Origin of the sequence: Legionella quinlivanii, assembly GCF_900461555.1 — a bacterium.
Taxonomy (GTDB): domain Bacteria; phylum Pseudomonadota; class Gammaproteobacteria; order Legionellales; family Legionellaceae; genus Legionella_C; species Legionella_C quinlivanii.
Map to the genome: position 1 here is coordinate 923,324 of NZ_UGOX01000001.1, position 22,076 is coordinate 945,399.

Below are 22,076 nucleotides of genomic sequence, written 5' to 3' on the forward strand. Positions count from 1 at the left end.
ATTAACTGACACTATTGAGGGGCTGGTGCTGATTTGAATAAGACTATCCGAATTCTCTTAATTCAGTTCAAATCTGAAGAGTTTCCTATAATTAAAAAATAGACATGAAAATCAGGAGAAAAAACCATGCGAGCGATCTGGAAAGGGGATATCTCTTTTGGTCTGGTTTCTATTCCTGTTGGAATTGTATCGGTTGAGGAACGAAAAAGTTTAAGTTTTCATTTAATTGACGCCAAAGATCATGCGCGCATCCGCTATCAGCGCGTTAATAGTAACACGGGTGAAGTGGTCGACTGGAATAATGTAGTCAAGGGGTATGAATATGAAAAAGATCATTATGTTGTGGTTGATGAACAGGCTTTTGAAAAAGCAGGGCCTGACGTTTTTAAATCCATTGATATTGATGAATTTATTGACGCTAAGGAAATCGATCCTCTTTATTTTGACAAAGCCTATTATATCGTTCCTGAAAGCAAAAATAAAAAGGCCTACGTCTTACTCCGGGAAGCCTTAAAAAAAACCAAAAAAGCAGGGGTCGCACGAGTTATTATCCGTACTAAGGAATATTTAAGTTTAATACTGCCGCATGATAATGCATTAGTGCTTAATCTGATTCATTTTAAAGACGAAATACGTGACGAAAGCGACCTCGGCTTCCCTTCGGATAGTTTAAAAAATTATAAAATAAGCGATCGGGAAATAAAAATGGCCGTTTCATTAATTGAGGACATGAGTAATAAATGGGAGCCTGAAAAATACCATGATGATTATCGGGAAGCCTTGCAGAAATGGCTTGATTCCAAAACAGAGGAATTAAGTAAAAGCCCCAGAAAAGCGGCTAAAAAACAGCAGAAAGACGATGTGGTTGATTTTATCAGCCTCTTGAAAAAAAGCATGGGTAAGAAGAGTAAAGAGAACGAGGGTAGTTCCCGTAAAAAGACCTCTGCCAATTGAAAGGGTTTATACGCATACGGATAAAGCACTATTCAATACAGATTATCAATTAATATAATCGGGAATGGCTGTATTCCATTTATACAATGAATAGCCAATATTACTTGTTTACCATGAAAGTAATTTATAGGGATTTAAATATGTATAAATGGACGTATTGTATAGTGTATTTTTGTATAATTTTCAGTTTCACAGAATACAGTTGGGCCCATAATTTTCAAACCGAAGCAAGAAAAAAAGTGACCGTCACATTGTTCCAGTGGCCTTTTGACTCTGTGGCAAAAGAATGTCCAATGCTTGCAAAAACAGGGTATGGCTATGTTGAAATTTCTCCTGTTCAGGAACATATCCGCGGCCCGCAGTGGTGGACATCTTATCAGCCGGTCAGTTACCAGATAGCCGGACGTCTTGGAGATGAGTCAGCTCTGAAGAATATGATTGCACAGTGCCACGCCGCAGGGATTAAGGTGATTGCTGATGTAGTGGTAAACCATATGACCAGAGGCTATGGCGTAGGCACTAATGGCACGCGTTACAGCAAATATGATTATCCGGGTACCTATCAAATACAGGATTTTCACTGGTGCCGCAGCAATATTGATGATTATTCCAATCGGGATAACGTACAAAACTGCGAGCTGGATTCTTTAGCCGATTTGGATACGGGCAGTGATTATGTCCGAGGTACAATTGCATCATTTTTAAATCATTTAATTGATCTGAATGTGGATGGATTTCGTGTGGATGCTGCCAAACATATTTCGGCTGATGATCTTGGCGCTATCCGGGCACGGTTGAAGAAAAATAGTTTTTGGGTGCAGGAAGTTATTTATAGTGAAGGGGAAGCCATTCATCCATTGGAATATCGTCATTTGGGTGACTTGGACGAATTTCGCTATGGGCGTGACCTTAAAAGAATCTTTGAGCGTGAGAAACTGGCTTATCTGAAATCGTTTGGCGAGTCCTGGGGCTATTTACCGGGTGAGATTGCTCGCAGCTTTATCGATAACTGGGATACGGAGCGAAACAATTCCACTTTAACCTATAAGGATGGGGAAAATTATCTATTGGCTAATATTTTTATGCTGGCTCATCCCTATGGTTCGCCGAATGTGTATTCGGGCTATCGTTTTAATCACATCGATGCCGGCCCTCCGCTTACAAAGGTTTGCTCAAAAGATTGGGTTTGTCAGCATCGCTTTCCGGCAATTGCGAATATGGTTAAATTTTATAATGCAGTTTTTAATACTCCTTTGAATGACTGGTGGACAAATGAAGGCAATGCCATTGCATTTGGCCGTGGCGATAAGGGATTCCTGGTAATTAATCACGAAGAATTTGCGATTACTGAAACATTCAAGACGTCTTTGCCTGCTGGGGTTTATTGTGATGTGATTCACGGCAATCTCGATTTGCGTGGGAATTGCACAGCCGAGACTTATCAGGTAGATGAAAAGGGGCGATTTACGGCCAGAATAGAGGCTAATGATGCGCTGGCTATTTATGTCGCAGAAATAGCACCAAGCCACTAACTTGTCGTCTTTGCGAACGAAGTGAAGCAATCCAGAGTAAGGAAGTGGATTGCTTCGCTAACGCTCGCAAAGACGGGCCAGTGGCTTGGTGGTTGAGCTACTCTCCTATCAGAATTTCAAAAGGCAGTTCTTTTAAAATATCGCTAATTAACAAAAAGTTGCTCTTGGACTTTAATTTTCGCTGTGTTAACAAGGAATGATATTCTCCATCGGCAATTCCGGAAAGTTGCTCATTAGAAAACTTTACCTTATTCCAGGGTTCATCAAAGTCAAGAATGCCGCTGAACCAGCGGCAACTAATGATGATTAGCACAGACCCCTGGTATTCACGTTTAAAAGCAATAAGATGCCTGCTTAGTGTTCCTTCGACCGTTAAGGGTTGATAATTACCTTCGACCAATAATGCTTTGTATTGTTTCCTCAGATGAAGCAACTGGCGAGTCAGATTGAATTTGATTCGGCCATCTTGCCAGTGAGCGAGCAGGCTCGATAAAGCCTCATCACTGGCTAATTTTTTTAATTTCTCATAATCTACGCGGCGCCGATTATCCGGATCCACCAAATCGAAACGCCAGGTTTCATTACCCTGATAAAGATCGGGAAGCCCTGGGGTGGTGAATTTAATTAGTAGTTGCGATAAGGAATTATACATTCCGAAAAAAGCCGTTTTTCTGGCAAAATCCGAGAAGTGGTTTACAAAGTGCTTATCTTTCAGAATTTGATTCAGAAAATTAAGACAAGCCTTCTCATAGTCTCCTTTGGGTTCATACCAGCTTGTGTATTGCTTGCGCTCTCGCATCGCTTTAAGAAGAAATTGCTCCAGCCGTTGCTCGTAATCACTATTCCCGTATTCTAAGGGCCAGATACCTAACAGGGATTGATAAATGACCATTTCATCGATAGGGTCAGGAGAAACAAGTGTATCAAGCGCTATCTTTTTAGATTGATTGTGCATTTGCCATTGCTTAAGCAGCTTATTCCACTCATCGGCTAATTCACTTAAAACATTCAGACGTGCCCGAAAGTCCTCACTCCGTTTGGTATCATGGGTGGAACTCGTATTGAAACTATACGGCCAATGAGTTTGGCGTGAAATGATGAATTCATGAAAGAGCGTAAGATCGCCGCAGCGTGCATTCAATTCAGGAGAGCTTCCCACCTCATTCAAAGAAAGTAAGGCGGCGTCATTGTAGCCCGCGGTATCTTCAAATCCTTTCGCCATTACCGGTCCACTGAATACCTCCCAATCATTTCGCCACTGCTGCCACTGCTTTTTTTTCAAAGCATCAAAGTATTCAGGATACTGATCAAGGAGCAGATTCTTAAATAAGAATCCCAGTTCCTGATATTCTGCTGGCAATTGACTCAGTATGGATTCCAGAATTTTTTCTGTAAAAGCCCGCCTGTCAGGCTGATGGTATAACCGGTAAATCGGCATTCTGCTCGAAAATTCCAGCAAAAAATCGCCTATGCGCTGCGGAGTGTAGTCGTTGAGTATTGGAATAAGTTCGGAATGAAGCCTGTTAAATTCCTTTTCAAACAGTTTTTTTATTACCAGATTAAGTGATTGTGACCGTATTTCTTCAGGCCGCTTGGGCTTATTGCATAGCTCCTGATATACCTCATATAATTTTTGAAGCCCTTTGGAATCAATATAAATTTGATTCATATGATTAAGCCAGTCGTAACCCGTGGTTCCGGCAACGGGCCATGAGAGTGGTAAGGTTTCTTCAAATCCGAGAATTTTTTCGACTATGACATAAAATTCTCTGCCAATTTCTTCCTGCAGTTTCTTTAAATAAGCCAAAGGCTGTCGTAACCCATCGATATGATCGACACGTAAAGCCTGAATTTTACCAATTCGTATTAACTCAAGAATCAGTTGATGAATATGCGTGAATACAGCCTCTCGTTCCGTATTCATACAGACCAATTCATTAATATCAAAAAAACGCCGGTAAGTCAGTTTGTCCTTATCCGAAGAATCCCATTTGATATCAAAAAAGTCACTATAAATTGAGTTCTGATGTTTATTGACGACGTCCTGCCAAAGCGCATTGTTCGGGCTGGCTGCCATGTGGTTGGGCACTATATCCACACAAAGCCCCATTCCGTAATTGGCCAAGGCTTCGGTAAATTGGATGAATGCTTCCTCTCCACCCAGTTCCTCGTTCAACTTCTGATAATTGATCACATCATAACCATGCATGCTTCCGGGCTGTGCTTGTAAAAGAGGAGAACTGTAGACATCGGTAATACCAAGCTTCAGTAAATAAGGAAGTATATTGATGGCTTCCTTAAAGCCAAACTGTTTATGAAGCTGTAAGCGATAGCTTGTCAGTGGAATATGCATCAGACCTCCAGATTGAGTGCTTCGCCGAGGGATTTCAGCAGGGGGTTAGGATTATCGGCGGCGAGAAGCTGCTTGACCACATTCTGCAGATGCCAGTAATTGATCTGAAGCGGCAGCGTATTCATTTGCTTAATGAAATCAACCAGTTCAGTCAGTAACTCAGTATTCACAGGCTGATTTTCGAGTTGAATAGCATAGTGCTTCACTAAATGTCCGGCACGAAATCGAATTGAATCATCAAGGGGAATATTAAAGCGGTTGACCAGTTGAAACAGATTTTCCAACACTTCGGGATTTCGTTCTTCATCATTGAAATAGTCAAACAGGTCCTTATTGACAATATAAGCGATTGACTGCGCTACCGCCTTCGGCATTGGCATATGCAGATCCGAGATAAAATAAAGGAGTGCTGCATTGTTGTTCATGAACTCATGATAGCGATTTTCCAGCTCGCTGGTAACGGACGATAGAATCTGGCCAGTAATTTTTAACTTCATGTCATGAAAGAGGTCGCGAAGAGAAGTCGTTGCTTCGCCAAAATGTTGTTCAAATAATTTAACCAGCTCGAAAATTTCTCCTTTTTCAAATAATTCAAATAATTCATTCTCGACTGTGCCAAGTTGAGGGTCTGGGCTGCGAATGGCGCAGATGAGGTTCTGGTCTCCCTGATAAAGCAGCGCATACCAGACCTGTATTGATTCCCGGGTAATTTGCGATCGCACATTCATCAGGCCGGAAAATAGCTTGACTTTACCTGCTTCAGCCTCCTTTGATTCTATTAAATTAACCTCGTAACAAAATATGGGGATAGATTCTGATTCCTTGTATTCGCTGAAAGGGAGGCTGACAGCAAGATGCGCTGAAACCTTAAATAAATCAATAACTAATGGCTTGATGAATAACTCGTAAATTCGAGCGCCATTGGCAAACTCGGGCAGGTTCGAGGGAACCTCAGATAAACGATCAATAAACTCAGACTCATAATCCACATCAGTCAGTTCCTTTGCCAATTGAATAGCACGGGCTGCATATTTTAAAATCTGGGTAGTTTCGAGACCGGATATCTCATCAAAGAACCAGCCGCAGCTGGTATACATCAGCATCGTATGCCGTTGTAATTCCATCCATTTTAAAACCTGTATTTCTTCCAGGGCGGAGAGGGGATGCCGGGCATGATGTTTTAAAAAATCACTTTGTTTGCTGCGATCATTAAGCACTTCAATATAATCGTTTCTGGCTCTCCAGGGATCGTGTAACAATGTTTTTAGACTGGTTTCAAATGCCGGAATCAGCTGATCACGCAGCCAGTCCAGAGCGGATCGCAAAGGACCTCGCCATTGCTGATGCCAGTCCTGGCGAGTGCTGCAGCCACAATCGCTGCGCCATCGCTCAATACCATGTGCGCAGCTCCAGGAAGAGTTTTCATGTATTTCTACCTGATATTGCGGCGGCTGCAATTCCAGAAAATATCCATAGTTAATGAGTTCTACATCCTCGGTATTCTCAATGATATTCAAGGCATAGGCTAAACCCATATCACCATGCGCATGGTGATGGCCATAGGATTCGCCATCTGTTGCGATATGCATTAAATTATGCTCTGTCTTTTGTTCTGAAAATGAATTGAGCAGACGATAAGCAAAATTCTCGCCCTGTGTCAGTAATTTTTCAAAGGCTACCGCTTTGGATACCTCGCCATCGTAAAAAAACAGAGTAATACTTCTTCCTGAGGGAAGCTGCTGCTGGTAGGAGGTTCCCGGGATGATACCCTCAATCCATTCCTCGTCATTAATATGCTTGTATCGCCGGGCCTGATTGGGCGCCAAAATGGTAAACTGAATACCGAGCTCACTCATAAAATCGAGCGTTTCCAGATCCACCGCTGTTTCCGATAGCCACAGACCCTCAGGTTTGCGCTTGAAATAATGCTCAAAGGTTTTTATTCCCCAAAGCAATTGGGTATATTTATCCCGAGAATTTGCCAGAGGCATGATCAGATGATTATAAGCTTGTGCCAGCGCATTGCCATGCCCCTCGAATTGTTTCTGACTTTCTTTATCAGCAGCCAGGATTGATTCAAGTAGCTGCGGGTCCTTCTCCTCAATCCAGGACAGCAGAGTAGGGCCAAAATTAAAGCTTATTTTACTGTAATTATTGAGAATCTCAGTGATTTGCCCGTTGACATTTAAAATCCTTGCCCCAGAGTTAGGCAGATAACATTCATCATTAATACGCTCATTCCAGTCATGATAGGGAAAGGCGGAATCCTGAGTTTCGATTTCTTCCAGCCAGGGATTCTCCCGTGGCGGTTGATAAAAATGCCCGTGTATACAAATATAATTAGCCATACTGATTGTCCTTAAACAGAAAAAATCCAAAAGGGGGAAGCTGATCGTCTAGCCATTCAGCCTGAAAATTGCTGGTCCACTGCGGGTGGTAAGAATTCAAAAGCAATGTCCAGTTGGGGCCCCGACTATCGGCGATAGAGTGGGTTTCCTGCGAAAAGCTGGCAAGTATTAAAACCGGCTCTTCCTGATGATGCTTCAGAATAGTTAGCAGTTGTTTTTGTTGATCCCAATGGATTTCCTGAACGTTTTTATCCAGTGTATTGATTGCCTTGAGTGAGCGGCGAAGATGAATTAATTGCTTATAAAAATTCCATAGTTTTCGGTGTTTATTGTCCTGCTTCAGATGATGGTTAAGCTTACTCGTCTGAAATGTTAATTCATCTTGAGGATCAGGCAGCGACTCATCTATAAATGAAAATTCTTTTTTCCGACCCTGGCGTACCGCTTCAATTAACCCGGGATCGGAATGGCTGATAAAGTAGAGGAAAGGGGCAGGATCTGCATATTCCTCCCCCATAAAAAGCAGAGGAATAAAGGGGGAGGTTAATAAGAGACCGGCTGCCAGCTTTAATTGTTCTTCACCAAGCAAATGATTTAAACGCTCCCCTTTCGCCCGGTTACCAATTTGATCATGATTCTGTAAGCAGACTACCAGGCGTTCGGAAGGCAGGGCAGCAGAGCTTCGGCCATGAGGTTTTTTTCGGAATACCGAATATTCCCCCGAATAAACAAAGCCTTCACGAAAAGCTTTTATTAGGTGCTCAAAGCGTCCAAAATCCTGATAATAATTTTGTGTTTCCCCGGTAAGAAGACTGTGAATCGCATGATGAAAATCATCGTTCCACTGAGCATGAATTCCATAGCCCCCTTTCTTTTTTTCAGTAATCAGCCTGACATCATTGGCATCATTTTCGGCAATCAGATAAAAAGGTTTTTTAATTTCTTTTGTCAGTTCCTGCACAGCGTCAGCCAGTTCTTCAAGAAAAGGGTAGGCCGATGTATCGATAATGGCATGTAAGGCATCAAGACGAAGGGCATCGATATCATACTCAATAAACCAGTGCAGCGCATTTTCTATAAAATAACGCCGCACATGATGATTGAATTGATCATCAAAGTTGAGCATTTGTCCCCAGGGACTTTGATATTTTTCAGTAAAATAAGGGCCAAATTCTGCAAAATGATTGCCTTCCGGCCCGATGTGGTTATAAACCACATCAAGGATTACCGCGATATCACGTGAATGACAAGCCTGAATCAGCGCTTTTAAGCCTTGCGGCCCCCCATAGGAATTTTGCACTGCGAAAGGATAGACCCCGTCATACCCCCAGTTTCTCTCACCTGAAAATTGCGCAATAGGCATCAATTCAATGGCGGTAATTCCTAACTCTTTTAATTCATCCAGATGGTTAATAATGGCTACGAACTGGCCTTCTGGCGAGTAGGTCCCCACATGAATTTCATAAATGATATATTCTCGAAGCGGGATATTCGGCCAACGAGAGGCAATTTCCGTTCGTTCAACAATCGCCGCAGGACCGGTAATCCCCTGAGGAAGAAAATCCGCCGCTGGATCCGCAAAGCGTTGGTTACCAAAAAGATAATAATAGCTATCGCCTGGTTTAATCTTGTTAAGAGCCAAAGAATAATAGCCGTCGTGTTTTTCCAGCATTGGAAAAACACGTGCATTTCCTCTGGCATCTATTATTTCCAGATGAGGTTTGACTGCATAGGGCGCCCAGACTTTAAATTCACAATGTCCGCTTGAATCAAGATGAGCTCCCAATAGTCTTTTTCTTATTTTGTCCATTGATAAATCACCAGACTGAGCCCCGGCAGGGTTAACGACATGGAGTAGGGGCGGTTATGGAAAGGGCGGGCTTCAGCTGTCAGAAATCCGTTCTGATTTTGAGCGGAGCCGCCATAATCAGCAGCGTCACTGTCCAGCAACAATTGCCAGTTTCCTGCTTCAGGAACTCCCAGGCGGTAGTTGCTGCGAGTCACTGGAGTACAATTGAAAGCAATTAACAGGCATTCGTTCTGACTGGATTTTCGAATAAAGCTGTACACGCTGTTATCGGCATCACTGCAATCGATCCACTCAAATCCCTGGGCTTGCCAGTCAAGCTCATGCAAGGCCGTTTGTGAACGGTAAAGCCGATTCAGATCGCGAATCCAGTGTTGCAGACCTTGATGGGGCGGATAATCGAGTAAATGCCAATCGAGACTGCTTTCATGGCTCCATTCGCTATATTGTCCAAACTCTGATCCCATAAACACCAGTTTTTTACCCGGCAGACAAAACATATAGCCATACAACAAGCGCAAATTGGCAAATTTGCAGTATTCATCGCCAGGCATTTTATTGATCAGCGACCCTTTACCATAGACCACTTCATCGTGTGAAAGAGAAAGTATGAAATTTTCTGTAAAAGCGTAAACCATGCGAAAGGATAACTCATGCTGGTGATAACGCCGAAAAACCGGATCACGGGAAAAATACAGAAGGGTGTCATGCATCCAGCCCATATCCCACTTAAAGCCAAATCCCAATCCGCCAAACTCAATTGGAGCGGAAACCCCTGGCCAGGCGGTGGACTCTTCGGCAATCATTTGTATATCCGGAAAATGCTGATAAAGGGTTTTATTAAGCGTTCTCAGAAAATGAACCGCTTCCAGATTTTCATGACCCCCTTTTTCATTGGGCAGCCATTCCCCCTCTTTGCGGGAGTAATTCAGATAGAGCATGGAAGCGACTGCATCAACGCGAATGGCATCGATGTGATATTTCTCTAGCCAGAACATCGCACTGCTGATAAGAAAAGCCTGTACCTCATGACGGCCATAATTAAAAATCGCGCTTTTCCAGTCCGGATGAAACCCTTTGCGCTCATCGGAATGCTCGAAAAGATGGGTTCCATCAAATTGCGCCAGACCATGCTCATCCATAGGAAAATGCGAAGGAACCCAATCGAGAATGACCGCAATTTCATGCTGGTGTAAATAATCGATGAGGTACATAAAATCCTGAGGGGTTCCGAAACGAGCGCTGGGGGCAAAATAGCTTAAAGTCTGATAACCCCAGGAGCCGTAAAAAGGATGTTCCATAATCGGGAGAAATTCCACATGGGTAAACCCCATTTGCTTTACATAGTCCGCCAAGAGAGGGGCCATTTCCCGATAGTTTAGATAACGGTTATTTTCTTCTGGAACTCGCCGCCATGAGCCTAAATGGACTTCATAAATAGAGATAGGTGAGTTCAGGCTCTGTCTTGATTTTCTCTTTTTAAGCCAGTCCTGGTCCTGCCATTCATAACTCAAATCCCGGACAATAGAAGCGGTACAGGGTGGAGTTTCCTGAAAAAAAGCAAAAGGATCCGCTTTCTGTGCATTAAATTGCAGGCGGTCGGATTCAATAGCGTACTTATATAAATCCCCAGGCTTGACGCCGCCTATAAACCCCTCCCAGATTCCAGAGTTCCCACGTGGGCTTAAAGGATGCTCGGTTTTATTCCAGTGATTGAATGAACCCACGACCGAGACTTGCGATGCATTAGGCGCCCATACTGCAAAATTAACTCCGATCACATCCCCCTGCCTGCAAATATGTGCGCCGAGGTGGTTGTATAAGTGAAAATGGGTTCCCTCATTAAACAGATGAAAATCCTGTGCGGTAAAAAAGCTTTGGGGCGGGTGCTCTACCTGTCTTCTGTTCTTGCGAATTTCCTTTAATTGTCTGCTGACTGTGGACATTTGTTTTATCTCCTCCATGGAATAACGCAACTTTCTCTGCCAATTGGGCTCCTCAGTTGCATTGGGGATATTTTGAGAATAAATTTCGCCCCAGAGATCTTCTATGTTCACAAGCTGCAATGCTGCAGGGCTTTGAGCAAGCATTTGCCAGGTGGACGATAGGAGAGCGTCGGAATTCAAGTGTTGCTTTTTTAAGGCGTCAGTTAATGTTTTTAGCTGATAACGACGTTTCTTGTGCATTTGCTTCGCATAAGTTGCATCGATTAATTCCAATTCATGAAATTTATCAATATCCAGACCCTGGGACCAGGCACAAAATGGCGGCATATCATGAGTATTAATACAGGTCAGGGTCTTACAGCTTGTGGGGATTATTTTTTCGCGGGCGTCAAGGGCGTATTGTAAAACGTTCATGTTGAGCATCCCATGATGCTTCATCAATCGGTTCGTTTCCGGAGGAACGGAGCCTAAGTTTTCCCCGACAATCATGACCTGGTGTCGATGCGATTCCAGGCAGAGAATGGCATAAATCTCTTCTGCGGGATATTTAAGATACGCCCCATCACTTGCGGGATGTCCTTCAGGAATTAAATATAAACGATTGAAACCCATGACATGATCAATACGTAAAATATCAACCTGCTTAAATGTGTTTTGGATCAGTTGAATAAAACAGAGATAGGCCTGCTCGCGTAATTTCGCAGGATTTAAAGCCGGCATCCCCCAGTTCTGTCCTTCAAGAAATAAGGGGTCAGGCGGCGAGCCCATTGCGGTTTCAGTCAGGTAAACTGTTTGCTGTCGCCAGACATCAAAGCCATTTCGATGTGCACCAATAGGTAAATCAAGATAAAGGCATTGGCCTCGCTGGTTGATTTTCTGCTTTAATGCGCGAAGCTGTTGTTGTAACTGCCACTGAGCGGCCAGATGATAGTGATACCTATCATTTGGCACATCCTCTTCGGTCAAAAGGCCATCCCTTTGTCTCTGCGGCCAGTTCCGCCACTCTTCACCAGTGCATTCCATGTAGGCTCTAAAGAGTGCATACATTCTAATCTCAGGATGCTCATCAATAAATCGATTCAGTTCCTGCCGGTTTTCGGGCGATTCAAATATCCGTCTGAATTGTTCGCTGGCGATTTCGCGCTTTAAAGAAGCAGCCCGTTGATAGTCAATGAAAGGCAACTGGTTCAGCGCTTCAATGGCTGCTTTAAATTTAAGGTCTATTGTTCCGCATTGCCGTAAATCAAGATAAAACTCATTGGCAAACAGACGACTGACCGGGGAATAAGGACTAGGTTCAAAGGGAGAGTCGAGAAAGGCTGAAAAAATCGGGGTGCTGGCAATAAGCCCAAGCCCTTCTTCTGCCATCCACTGAGACAAAGAATCCATATCGCCCAGATCGCCGCCGCCTATGCTTTGCTCAGAATGCAGAGAATATAATGGACAAAAAAGGCCAAGTTTTTTGTTGTCACAGAGTCTGTCGTCAAAATAAATAGTTCCAGGGGCTGAAATTATCAGGCTATGGTATTGTCGATTTCCAATTGTGAGTGTTAGTTGATGATAGCCAAGAGGAAGAGCAGGTAATTGAATGTTAATCTGATAGTAATCTGCTGATATTCTTTGCAGGCGCCTGATATTTACAGCTTTCTGAATTATAGAGCCCTGTTCGGTTATCAAAGACCAGCTGACTGCTGCTGCCTCTTCTGATAATAATCTGAATTTTATAGCGGACTGTTTTTGATTCCGGGTCACATACACTGGCTTTAAAGGTTGTTGAGATTGTTTGTGCTGGTATTGCTCAAAAACTGGAAGGACTTCATGAATCGCATTAACAGGATAACCTAGCATACGAATCAGGTTCATCAGCGTCTCCAAAGACGCTTCGACCTGCTCTTTCCAGGCATTGCGATAGCTGGTTACTATACCGAGCTGTTCAGCAAACTGTTTTAAAATAATGATCTGGTCTGCGTCCTTTGCCACTCATCACTCCAATAATGCAATCAGGCCCTTACAGGGAACGTGAACCCAGTCGGGACGGTTATTAATCTCGTATTCAATTTCATAGAGCACTTTTTCCAACATAAAAATTTTCAATAAAAACAGAAGATTGCTTTCGTCTTCAGGCAGTAAATTGCGAATACCGCTGAAGTTTAAATAACGGCCGAAATAGAGTTGACAGATCCAGGCATAGAGCTTTTCAGGTGATAATTCTTTTAAGGCCAAATCTGTCTCTTTGTTTTGCGTTACTGTGTAAACGGCATAGTGAAAAGAGCGAAGCATTCCGGCAATATCTTTTAGGGGGGAACGTTTTATCTTGCGTTCGGACAAGGGGCGATTGGGCTCTCCCTCATAGTCAATAATGATAAAATCATCACCAGTATAAAGAATTTGTCCAAGATGAAAATCGCCATGACAACGAATTTTTTTGCCATTAAAACGTTTATTCAAGAGGGATTGTACTGTTGCTTTTACACTGCTTTCAGCCAGTTTGTCCTGAAGAGAGCTGTATAGCTCAGGCTCAAGCGATGATTTAAATGAGCCGACATGCTTTTTAGCTTTAGCAAGAATAGAGCGCAGTGACTGATAAAGACTTCGCTGATCAAACCAGTTGAAATCTTCCTGTTTAAAATCCGGACTCGAAGAGGATTCGGCTAAAGCGACATGCATGGCGGCTGTTTTTTCGGCCAGTTTTTCTATAGAAGCCGAATAGATACCCAGCATTTGGCTAACCTGTTCAGGAACTGGTACCAGTTTATGCCAAGGCAAGTCCACAGCAGGAAAAACCAGCGAGTTGCTGTTCCCTTCTTCCAGCAAATTACTTAAATGGTTGATACTGTAAGACCAGGCATCCCCTTCGTTCGGAATATGTTCCTGAATTATACCAAGGGTAACGGGTTTACCCTGATCTTCGTACTGCAAATGTGAAAGTATTTTGGGTAAGCGAAAATTACTCTTTTTCATAAGTAATTCGGTAATTTCTACTTCCGGATTAATCCCTGTTTCACAGCGGCGATATAATTTAAATAATGCCGCATTGTATCGTATGGATGTATTGGATTGCTCGGCATTAATGGGCTCTTTTTGAAAATTACTTTCTGACAAAAGGCTTTTTTTATAACCGCGATTAGGCATTATGGACAGTTTACCCCGAGCTCCTTTCAACTGACGATTGGAGCCGAATAAATTAAATAACTCGCTCCATAAAGCAGGAATATGTGCGGCATCAACCAGATAAGCTGATTGCGTTTCTGTTTTTAGAGTACATATGACTTTTTGATTGGAGGTTTGACTGATTTCATGATGATCCTCTTCTTTGGTAATGAAAAGAGAATATTTTTCCGCTTCCTTGTCTTTATATTCGACCAGGATAATTAACAGATAAACAGGGGTTGGGTTCTTTAGCGCCAGAATGGAGTCGTATATCGAGAGTCTTGTGATTTTATGGTTTTTGGAACGGTACCATCGGCAATTAATGATGTAATTTTCTAATACAGTTTCAAGCTTGCTTTTAGCTTTTCCATCAAAAATTTCTGAGAGATTTTTTTTGATTTCTATTTCATCTCTTTTTCGTTTGTCTAAAACAACGGATTCGGGTTTTTGCAATTCAAGCCATAGAAATCCATAGGCTGGAAGCACGAAGAAATAGGGCGTTTGCTGTATGGAGGGAAATTGATTTTTTCCAAATACTTCGAGCAGCTTAAAATTGGCAAAACGGGACAAATCAAGAAAAGTGGATTGAATATTTTTGGATAGATTAATTAATACCAGTAATCGCTGCTCTTCATAAATACGATAAAAGGCAAGAATTTTGGGATTTTCAGCGGTTAACAATTCAATTGTTCCCCGCCAAAAGGCAGGATAACTATTTCTTACTTCGATAGTCCGTTTCATCCACCATAATAAAGAGTGGGAATTTTGCAATTGCAGCTCAACATTGACTGCCTGATAATTATATTCCGGATCAATGATAACGGGCGAGTAAAGCTTTTGCGGGGTTGCCTTGGAGAAGCCAGCGTTTAAATCAGCTGACCATTGCATGGGCGTTCTGACCCCATTTCGATCGCCAAGATAGATATTATCCCCCATACCGATTTCATCGCCATAATAAATAATGGGAGTGCCTGGCAGGGAAAATAGCATGGCATTTAATAATTCAATCCGCCGCCGGTCGCCATCAAGCAAAGGGGCCAAACGTCTGCGTATTCCCAAATTGATGCGCATTTGCTGGTCCTGGGCATACATGCGGTACATGTAGTCCCGCTCTTCGTCGGTAACCATTTCAAGGGTTAGTTCGTCATGATTACGAAGAAAGATAGCCCACTGACAGTTTTCGGGAATCGCTGGGGTTTGCTCAATGATATCAATGAGCGGAAAGCGGTCTTCCATTTTGACAGCCATGTACATTCTTGGCATTAGTGGGAAGTGAAAGGCCATCTGACATTCGTCTCCCTGTCCAAAATATTGTACGGCGTCGTCAGGCCACTGATTAGCCTCTGCTAACAAAAGGCGATTGGGAAACTTCTGTTTGACATGAGCGCTTAGTTTTTTTAAAAATGCGTGGGTTTCGGGCAGATTTTCACAACTTGTGCCCTCTCTTTGAAAGAGGTAGGGGATGGCATCAAGCCTTAAGCCGTCAACACCCAGGTTTAACCAGAAATCGACAATTCTAAAAACTTCCTTTTGAACATTAGGATTATCGTAATTCAAATCGGGCTGATGTGAGTAAAAGCGATGCCAGTAATAGGCTTTCGCCACAGGATCCCAAGCCCAGTTGGAGGTTTCAAAATCTCGAAAAATAATGCGTGCGTCGGCATATTCGCTGGCATCATTACTCCAGGTATAAAAATTCCGCCAGTAGGAACCAGGCTTTGCCCGCCGTGATTTCTGAAACCAGGGATGTGCATTGCTGGTATGATTGATTACCAGTTCTGTAATAATTTTAATATTGCGCTGATGGGCCTCTTTCAGCAGGGCTTTAAAGTCCTTTAAAGAACCGTAAATGGGATTAATGCTGCTATAGTCTGCGATATCATAGCCTTCATCTTTAAGTGGTGAAGGATAGAAAGGCAGAAGCCAGACGGCATTAATTCCCAGAAATTTCAGATAATCGAGTTTTTTTATCAAGCCTTGAAAATCACCAATCCCATCGTCATTGCTGTCAAAAAAACTGCGAATGTGAATTTGATAAATGACTGCATCTTTATACCAGTCACAACATTCTCTGGATTGGCTATCCTTGCTCATACTGGATTCTCTCTGATATGAAATATGTGTGCGCACCGAGCTCTGGCCGGATCCAGCTCTACGTAACAGGAGCCTATATGCCACTGATAGGTTTCATCATGTAATAAATCATGTACTGCAAAGTCATCAGGGAGTGGAAGATTATTCCGCTTAATGTCAATAAATCCCGATTGCTTATACTGATAGTCAAGATTAACCACAATAAGGATATGATCCTGACTTTCTTCACAGTGTTTGCTATAGCAAATCAATTGCGGGTTATCGGTGTTGTGAAAGCGAATAGATAGTGTGTTCTGTAAAGCCGGATGATGTTTTCGGATGCGATTGACTCTTGAGATAATTGCATCAATATTTTGACTGCTCTTTATATGTTGTTTGATCTCATACTTCTCAGAGTCGAGATATTCCTCAGACCCTTCATGTAAGGGTGTATGGATACAATTTTCATAAACAGGACCATAGAGACCATAATTACTGCTTAACGTGGCTGCCAGTATGAAGCGTACAATAAATGCAGGCTGCCCGCCTGTTTGAAGACATTCCGGCAGAATGTCAGGCGTATTTGCCCAGAAGTTGGGCCTGAAGAAATCAGAAACCGGTTGAGAAACCAATTCTTCCATATAGGAAGTCAATTCTTCTTTTGTATTGCGCCATGTAAAATAGGTATAGGATTGACTAAAACCACATTTAGCCAGGTGATACATCACCTTGGGACGAGTAAACGCTTCCGACAAAAATAATACTTCAGGGCGCTCTTTTTTTATCTCCTGAATCAGCCATTCCCAGAAAATAAAAGGCTTGGTATGGGGATTATCTACCCGAAACAGAGTGATTCCGGCTTTGATCCAGTAATCTATAATCGATTTAAATTCCAGCCACATGGCCTTCCATTGTTCAGAGCCAAAGTTTAAAGGATAAATATCCTGATATTTTTTAGGTGGATTTTCTGCATATTGCAGCGAGCCATCTGGTAAATGTTTGAACCATTCCGGGTGTTCATGCAGATACGGATGGTCCGGACTGCATTGAAGTGCAAAATCAAGGGCAATGTCGATACCCATTGAGCGGGCTTTATTAATCAAGTCTTTAAATTCTGAATAGCTGCCGAGTTCAGGATGGATGGTCTTATGATCTCCATCTGCGCTGCCTATCGCCCAAGGGCTGCCTGGCTCATCTTCCATTGCGGTAACTGAATTATTTTTACCTTTACGATTGGTTTTGCCAATAGGATGAATCGGAGGAAGATAAATTACATCAAAACCTAATTCCTTAATATGAGGAAGATAGTTAATCAAATCCTGAAAACTTCCATGCTGACCTGATGAAGAAAGAGATCGTGGAAACACTTCGTACCAGGCACTAAATCGAGCTTTAACCGGATCAACCCGAATACTGAGCACTTTCTCATAACGGGTTATAAAAGCGGGGCTGATATGTTTTCTCAGCCACTGGTTGATATTTTTTTTTGAGAAAAATTTTTCGACTTTGGAACAAGATGTTTCATTGTTAATTTTGTCGGCAATTATTTGAAGTGTTTTGTCGTCTTTGTTGACAAAATTTTTAAAAAAGTTTACTCCAATCGCTCTTTCATTGGTAATATCCATTTTTAATTGCATTTTTTTGATAAATCTTTTTTTCCATGTTGAAAACTCATCGATCCATGCCTCAACTGTGAAGTGATAAATCCCTAATTTCTCTGCCAGGAACTTTGCTGTAACACAATCATTGTCTGGAGAAGAGAACTTTACTCTTTTCCATTTATCCTCGGACTCATGTTTGTAAAGTAATTCTGCATATATTTCATCGATTCCATCCGTGAAAATATCAGCATCTATAATGATAATATCATTCAGGATTCGTTTCACCTGATATTTTCCATTATCAATACTAGGGTTAACCCTAGTAATAAAAACCCGTTTCAATCCCTCAATGTTTTTTAGTGAATTATTAGAGTTGCTTCTCATAATTTATTGTCCTCTTTACAGGGTCCTTTGATTTGGAATACAATGAATTTTCTAAAATATTATTTGCTAATTATCTGATGCTACACTATTTTTATTTACCTGACGACTTAATTGGAATTTAAATGTTGCAGATGAAAAGGACTTTTCTATACCTCGCATTGCTTTCTTTTTCCATTAATTTTGGATTCACTTTCCAATTATCAAATTTGAGTGCTCTTTTTAAAATTTCAGGAGCAAACGATTTTATATTGCCTTTGCTCTGGTTAATTCCACCATTAACCGGGGTTTTTATACAACCTTTGATCGGATATATTAGTGATAAATCGATAACTAAAATTGGACGCAGGAAGCCCTATATTTTGGTATGGGGATTAGTCGGTGCTTTTTCATTTTGTTTATTGCCTTTGCAAAGCTCACTATTCAATATTGTGTTATTTACTTTCTTTATCGACTGCAGTCTCAATGGTAGTGCAGAAGGGCTTCGCGCCTTGACTGCAGATAGCTTTCAGGAAGATAAAACCCGTATGCAGGCCTTTTCAGCTGAGGCTTTTTTTGCTGGACTTGGTGGTGTTCTAGGTGCTTTTCTACCGATTGCAGTGCATAAAATTATTGCTGTAGAATCAAGTGATTTTGTGCTTCCACTGAATCTCAGTATCTCCTATGTGACTTGCGGAGTATTGTTCATTATCGTTGTACTTTTCTTCCTTAGAAAAGTAGACGAAAAACCGGTAAATTTGCTTAGACTTGATTTTGGCCTGTTCTGTAAATTACTAAAGGAGCTTGCGGTCAGTATCAAAGGCATACGCCAGGAAATCAAAAAAGCCGATTCCCTATTTTTGAAGTTATTAATAATTCATAGCATATCCTGGATGGGAGTTTTCATATTTTGGCTGTATTTTAGCTTGTGTATCGCTCAGGAGAATTATCATTTTCCTTATTCAGGTTCGTCTAATGAAAATCTTCATTTGATGAAGGCTGCCAGCCTCGATAGCTCATTTTATTTTTCGCTCTATCAATACGTTAGTCTTATGTTTACTATGCTCGTTTTTATATTCTCAAAGTATATAAGAGTCGAGACTTTGCATGGGCTGGCATTATTGGGCGGTGGTATAGGGGTATCTTTGATTGGTATCATAAGCTCTTCACCCAGTCTTATCTTTTCATCGATTTGTATTGGCATAATGTGGGGAAGTTTAATCTCTTTACCTTATGTGGTTCTGTCAAAATTTTTGCCCAAGGAAAGTATCGGTACCTATCTAGGCATCTTTAATATGAGCATTACTTTTCCTCAGATCATTTGTGCTTTGATGTTACCTCCTGTCTACTTTTATTTTTTAAAGTCTCATGCTGCCTATGCTCTGTTTTTAGGAGGAATTTTAATCCTGATAAGCAGCGTCTTTTGGCTCAGGTTATTTCATTTTCAGCCTAATCTGCGCCGTGCTCCAGCGTTGTTGAAAAAACAGGAAATCTATCGCAAAGAGGTTTAATTGATGTTGATTCCGAAAAACGGCAGACTGTAATAAATACCGCTCAGTATTAAAATAATAATTGCAATTAGTGTGATCGTTCTATTCATGTTTTATAAATCCTTGTATGTAACAACTCGGCCTATGCGCCTGGGCCTCCCAGGCGCCAGATGCCATCCCATTCCGAGACCGGCGCTTCAAGAAATGCCTGGCAACGTTTGATATACACACTGGCCAATTGATCGTCGGGATAGACTGGAGAAAGTGTTTCAAACAGATTAAGCGCATTTAGCCATTCGCCTTGCTGATAATAGCCAAACGCTTTAGTAAATGTGGCTTTGTATTGGTCCAGATTTTGTATATTGTGGTCAGTAATAAGTTCATAAATACGGGTGCTTTCCCGCTTACCACGAACCGCAACCTCATCAAGCAGGCGAAAATTGAATTGATCAGCAACCTGTTTGAAAGTGCTTTCGCTGACAATGACCTGAGTATGATATAGTTTGTTCACTGCTTCAAGGCGGCTTGCGACGTTTACTGTGTCGCCCAGGGCTGTATAACTGAGCCGTTCTTCCGAGCCGACATTGCCAACAATTGCCTCACCTGAATTAATCCCAATGCGTATATGGAACAGAGGAAAATTATTCTGCTGATTGAGCTGATTGGTAAGTTTTAAGCGTTGAGCCATATCAATAGCTGTCTGGCAGGCATGAAAGGCATGCTCGGGGTCACTAAGAGGCGCATTCCAAAGCGCCATAATGGCATCGCCAATATACTTATCCAGTATTCCCTCATGAACGATAACCGCTTCAGTCATCGCCTGAAAATAATTGGATAAATAAGTGATTAATTGTTCGGGTCTTGATTGTTCCGTCAAATTTGTGAAATTTTTAATATCGGAAAAAAGCACCGTGATTTCCTGGCGCTCTCCGCCCATTTCCGCAATTTTTCCACTTAAAATCAATTGCTTGACTAAGCTGCTGGGCACATATCGCTGAAACGACAATAGGCTGGATTGCATATGCGTAAGACTGGTATCCATATAATTAATTTCTTTGATGAGAGTTTTTATAGGCGGTCTTGGCTGTATTTCAAGACGGGCTATCTGCTGGGCTTCATTTGCAATCTGAATAATGGGTTTTGAAATCCGTTGTGAGAAAATGCGTGCAATCAGAATGCCTAGTAATAATACACAGGCTGTCCATAATAGGGTATGAAGGCGCAAGGTTCTCAAGGGAGCTAATACATCACTGGCCGGAACAATAATGGTGATATACCAGGGTTTGGATTGATGCGATTCCATAATTGGCCGGTGGATGAGGAAATATTCCTCGCCTTCATGCTTAAAAGAGCTCACTTCAAACAAGCCGGTTGTTTTATTTAAAATAGATGAAGGGATATCCAATTTTTTCAAATGATAGGCGAGATGGTTTTTGTCTATAACAAGATCTCTCTTTTCATGAGGGATGCGATAAGCGATGACCTGTTTGCTATTATCAGTAACATAAATCAGTGAGTTTTGGGTGAGATTCAGCTGATTAATAAAAGTCTGGATCCCTTCAATGGATAAATCCATCGCGAAGACTCCAATAAATTTATCGTTCTTATTATAGACTGGTATTGCTGCAGTAACGCCGTACACAGTACTTTTATAGTTACCAAAATTTACAAATTGGTATACATTAGTCCAGGTAGGTTTTCTTATTGCCTCCGCTTCCAAATACCAGGGGCGCAGGCGCGGGTCATAGTCGTGGAGCGTTACTGTTTCAACCAGCTGGCCTTTTTCATTGTATTCATAGCGTTCCTTGATAGGTGGAACATTGGTATTTAAGATATGATTTAAGCCAATGACATTTTTTTGCGTGCGGTCGACACCATAGAAATCGCCTTCTTTGGTTCCGTAATAAATCATAAATAATTGCGGGGTATCTCGGATTGATTCGAGGAGGTATTTGTCAAATTCTTTTGGATCGATGGGGTCAATAATCTTTTCCTTTAATAAGTTTTTCATTTTTTGCAGATCCCGGTTCAAGGGATGCAGGTAATTATGGATGCGTTCATTCAGCAATAGAGTCGTTTCAATAATGAGATTTTTTTCGCTTGCACCAAGGATTTGATTTAAAGCGCGATAATTGATAAACATAATTGCAAATCCGATTAACCCTAGCAGCAGAACAAAGAGGGTAATGATGCTTAAGCGGATACTCACCATGAATCCTTTTAATTGCATGAACATTTCTCGATTTTTTCTCTCTAACAAAGTATATGAGTGTTTTTAAGGCTTTGCCTGTGATTTTAAATAGCAGAAAAGGCTTGGTCGTATTTTTGATTAACTTTTTTTCAGAGCTCTGTTAATATGCCATTGGATAAAAAAACCTGCTGAAGCGATAAATCGTTTTGCATTCGGAATCAACCACTTCAATTTCCGAGGCAGGGAATGACTCACAATGAATAATAATAAT

The 22,076-nt window shown here is 41.7% G+C and carries 10 protein-coding genes; 3 read left to right on the forward strand and 7 right to left on the reverse strand.

All coding sequences use genetic code 11. The features are described from left to right. Nucleotides 1-126 precede the first annotated feature (126 nt). Both ku and DYH61_RS03950 read left to right on the forward strand, forming a co-directional pair. Nucleotides 127-954, forward strand: coding sequence for a non-homologous end joining protein Ku (gene ku, locus DYH61_RS03945; RefSeq protein ID WP_058506236.1), 828 nt, complete (start codon nt 127-129; stop codon nt 952-954). 293 nt (nt 955-1,247) lie between these two features. After that, nucleotides 1,248-2,486, forward strand: a complete 1,239-nt coding sequence (locus DYH61_RS03950) for an alpha-amylase (RefSeq protein WP_200823632.1) — start codon at nt 1,248-1,250, stop codon at nt 2,484-2,486. A gap of 97 nt (nt 2,487-2,583) precedes the next feature. Here the strand turns inward: DYH61_RS03950 and treY are convergent, their stop codons facing one another. Genes treY through DYH61_RS03980 form a run of 6 tightly spaced genes read right to left on the reverse strand, consistent with a single transcriptional unit; the run spans nt 2,584 to nt 18,148 of the window. Then, nucleotides 2,584-4,839, reverse strand: a complete 2,256-nt coding sequence (gene treY / locus DYH61_RS03955; RefSeq protein ID WP_058506238.1) for a malto-oligosyltrehalose synthase — start codon at nt 4,837-4,839, stop codon at nt 2,584-2,586. Beyond that, a complete protein-coding gene (locus tag DYH61_RS03960) occupies nt 4,839-7,187 on the reverse strand; it encodes a DUF3536 domain-containing protein (protein WP_058506239.1) in 2,349 nt (782 codons plus the stop codon). The genes treY and DYH61_RS03960 overlap by 1 nt, the downstream gene beginning before the upstream one ends. Continuing rightward, nucleotides 7,180-8,997 carry a malto-oligosyltrehalose trehalohydrolase gene (gene treZ, locus DYH61_RS03965; RefSeq protein ID WP_058506240.1) on the reverse strand — a complete coding sequence of 606 codons (1,818 nt, stop codon included), beginning with the start codon at nt 8,995-8,997 and terminating at the stop codon, nt 7,180-7,182. Before treZ ends, DYH61_RS03960 begins: the two co-directional genes overlap by 8 nt. Continuing rightward, complete coding sequence (glgB, locus tag DYH61_RS15610; RefSeq protein WP_083499134.1) at nt 8,985-12,920, reverse strand: 1,4-alpha-glucan branching protein GlgB; 3,936 nt, start codon at nt 12,918-12,920, stop codon at nt 8,985-8,987. Before glgB ends, treZ begins: the two co-directional genes overlap by 13 nt. 3 nt (nt 12,921-12,923) lie before the next feature. Then, nucleotides 12,924-16,184 carry a maltose alpha-D-glucosyltransferase gene (treS, locus tag DYH61_RS03975; RefSeq protein ID WP_058506241.1) on the reverse strand — a complete coding sequence of 1,087 codons (3,261 nt, stop codon included), beginning with the start codon at nt 16,182-16,184 and terminating at the stop codon, nt 12,924-12,926. Beyond that, nucleotides 16,181-18,148 (reverse strand): alpha-1,4-glucan--maltose-1-phosphate maltosyltransferase, encoded by a 1,968-nt coding sequence (locus tag DYH61_RS03980; protein WP_058506242.1) that lies wholly within the window; start codon nt 18,146-18,148, stop codon nt 16,181-16,183. Before DYH61_RS03980 ends, treS begins: the two co-directional genes overlap by 4 nt. Before the next feature lie 122 nt (nt 18,149-18,270). Between DYH61_RS03980 and DYH61_RS03985 the strand changes: the two genes are divergently transcribed. Continuing rightward, nucleotides 18,271-19,635, forward strand: coding sequence for an MFS transporter (locus tag DYH61_RS03985; protein ID WP_058506243.1), 1,365 nt, complete (start codon nt 18,271-18,273; stop codon nt 19,633-19,635). Nucleotides 19,636-19,756: 121 nt separating this feature from the next. Here DYH61_RS03985 and DYH61_RS03990 read toward each other — a convergent pair whose 3' ends face one another. Then, a complete protein-coding gene (locus DYH61_RS03990) occupies nt 19,757-21,844 on the reverse strand; it encodes an adenylate/guanylate cyclase domain-containing protein (RefSeq protein WP_234999856.1) in 2,088 nt (695 codons plus the stop codon). Between the last annotated feature and the right edge of the window lie 232 nt (nt 21,845-22,076).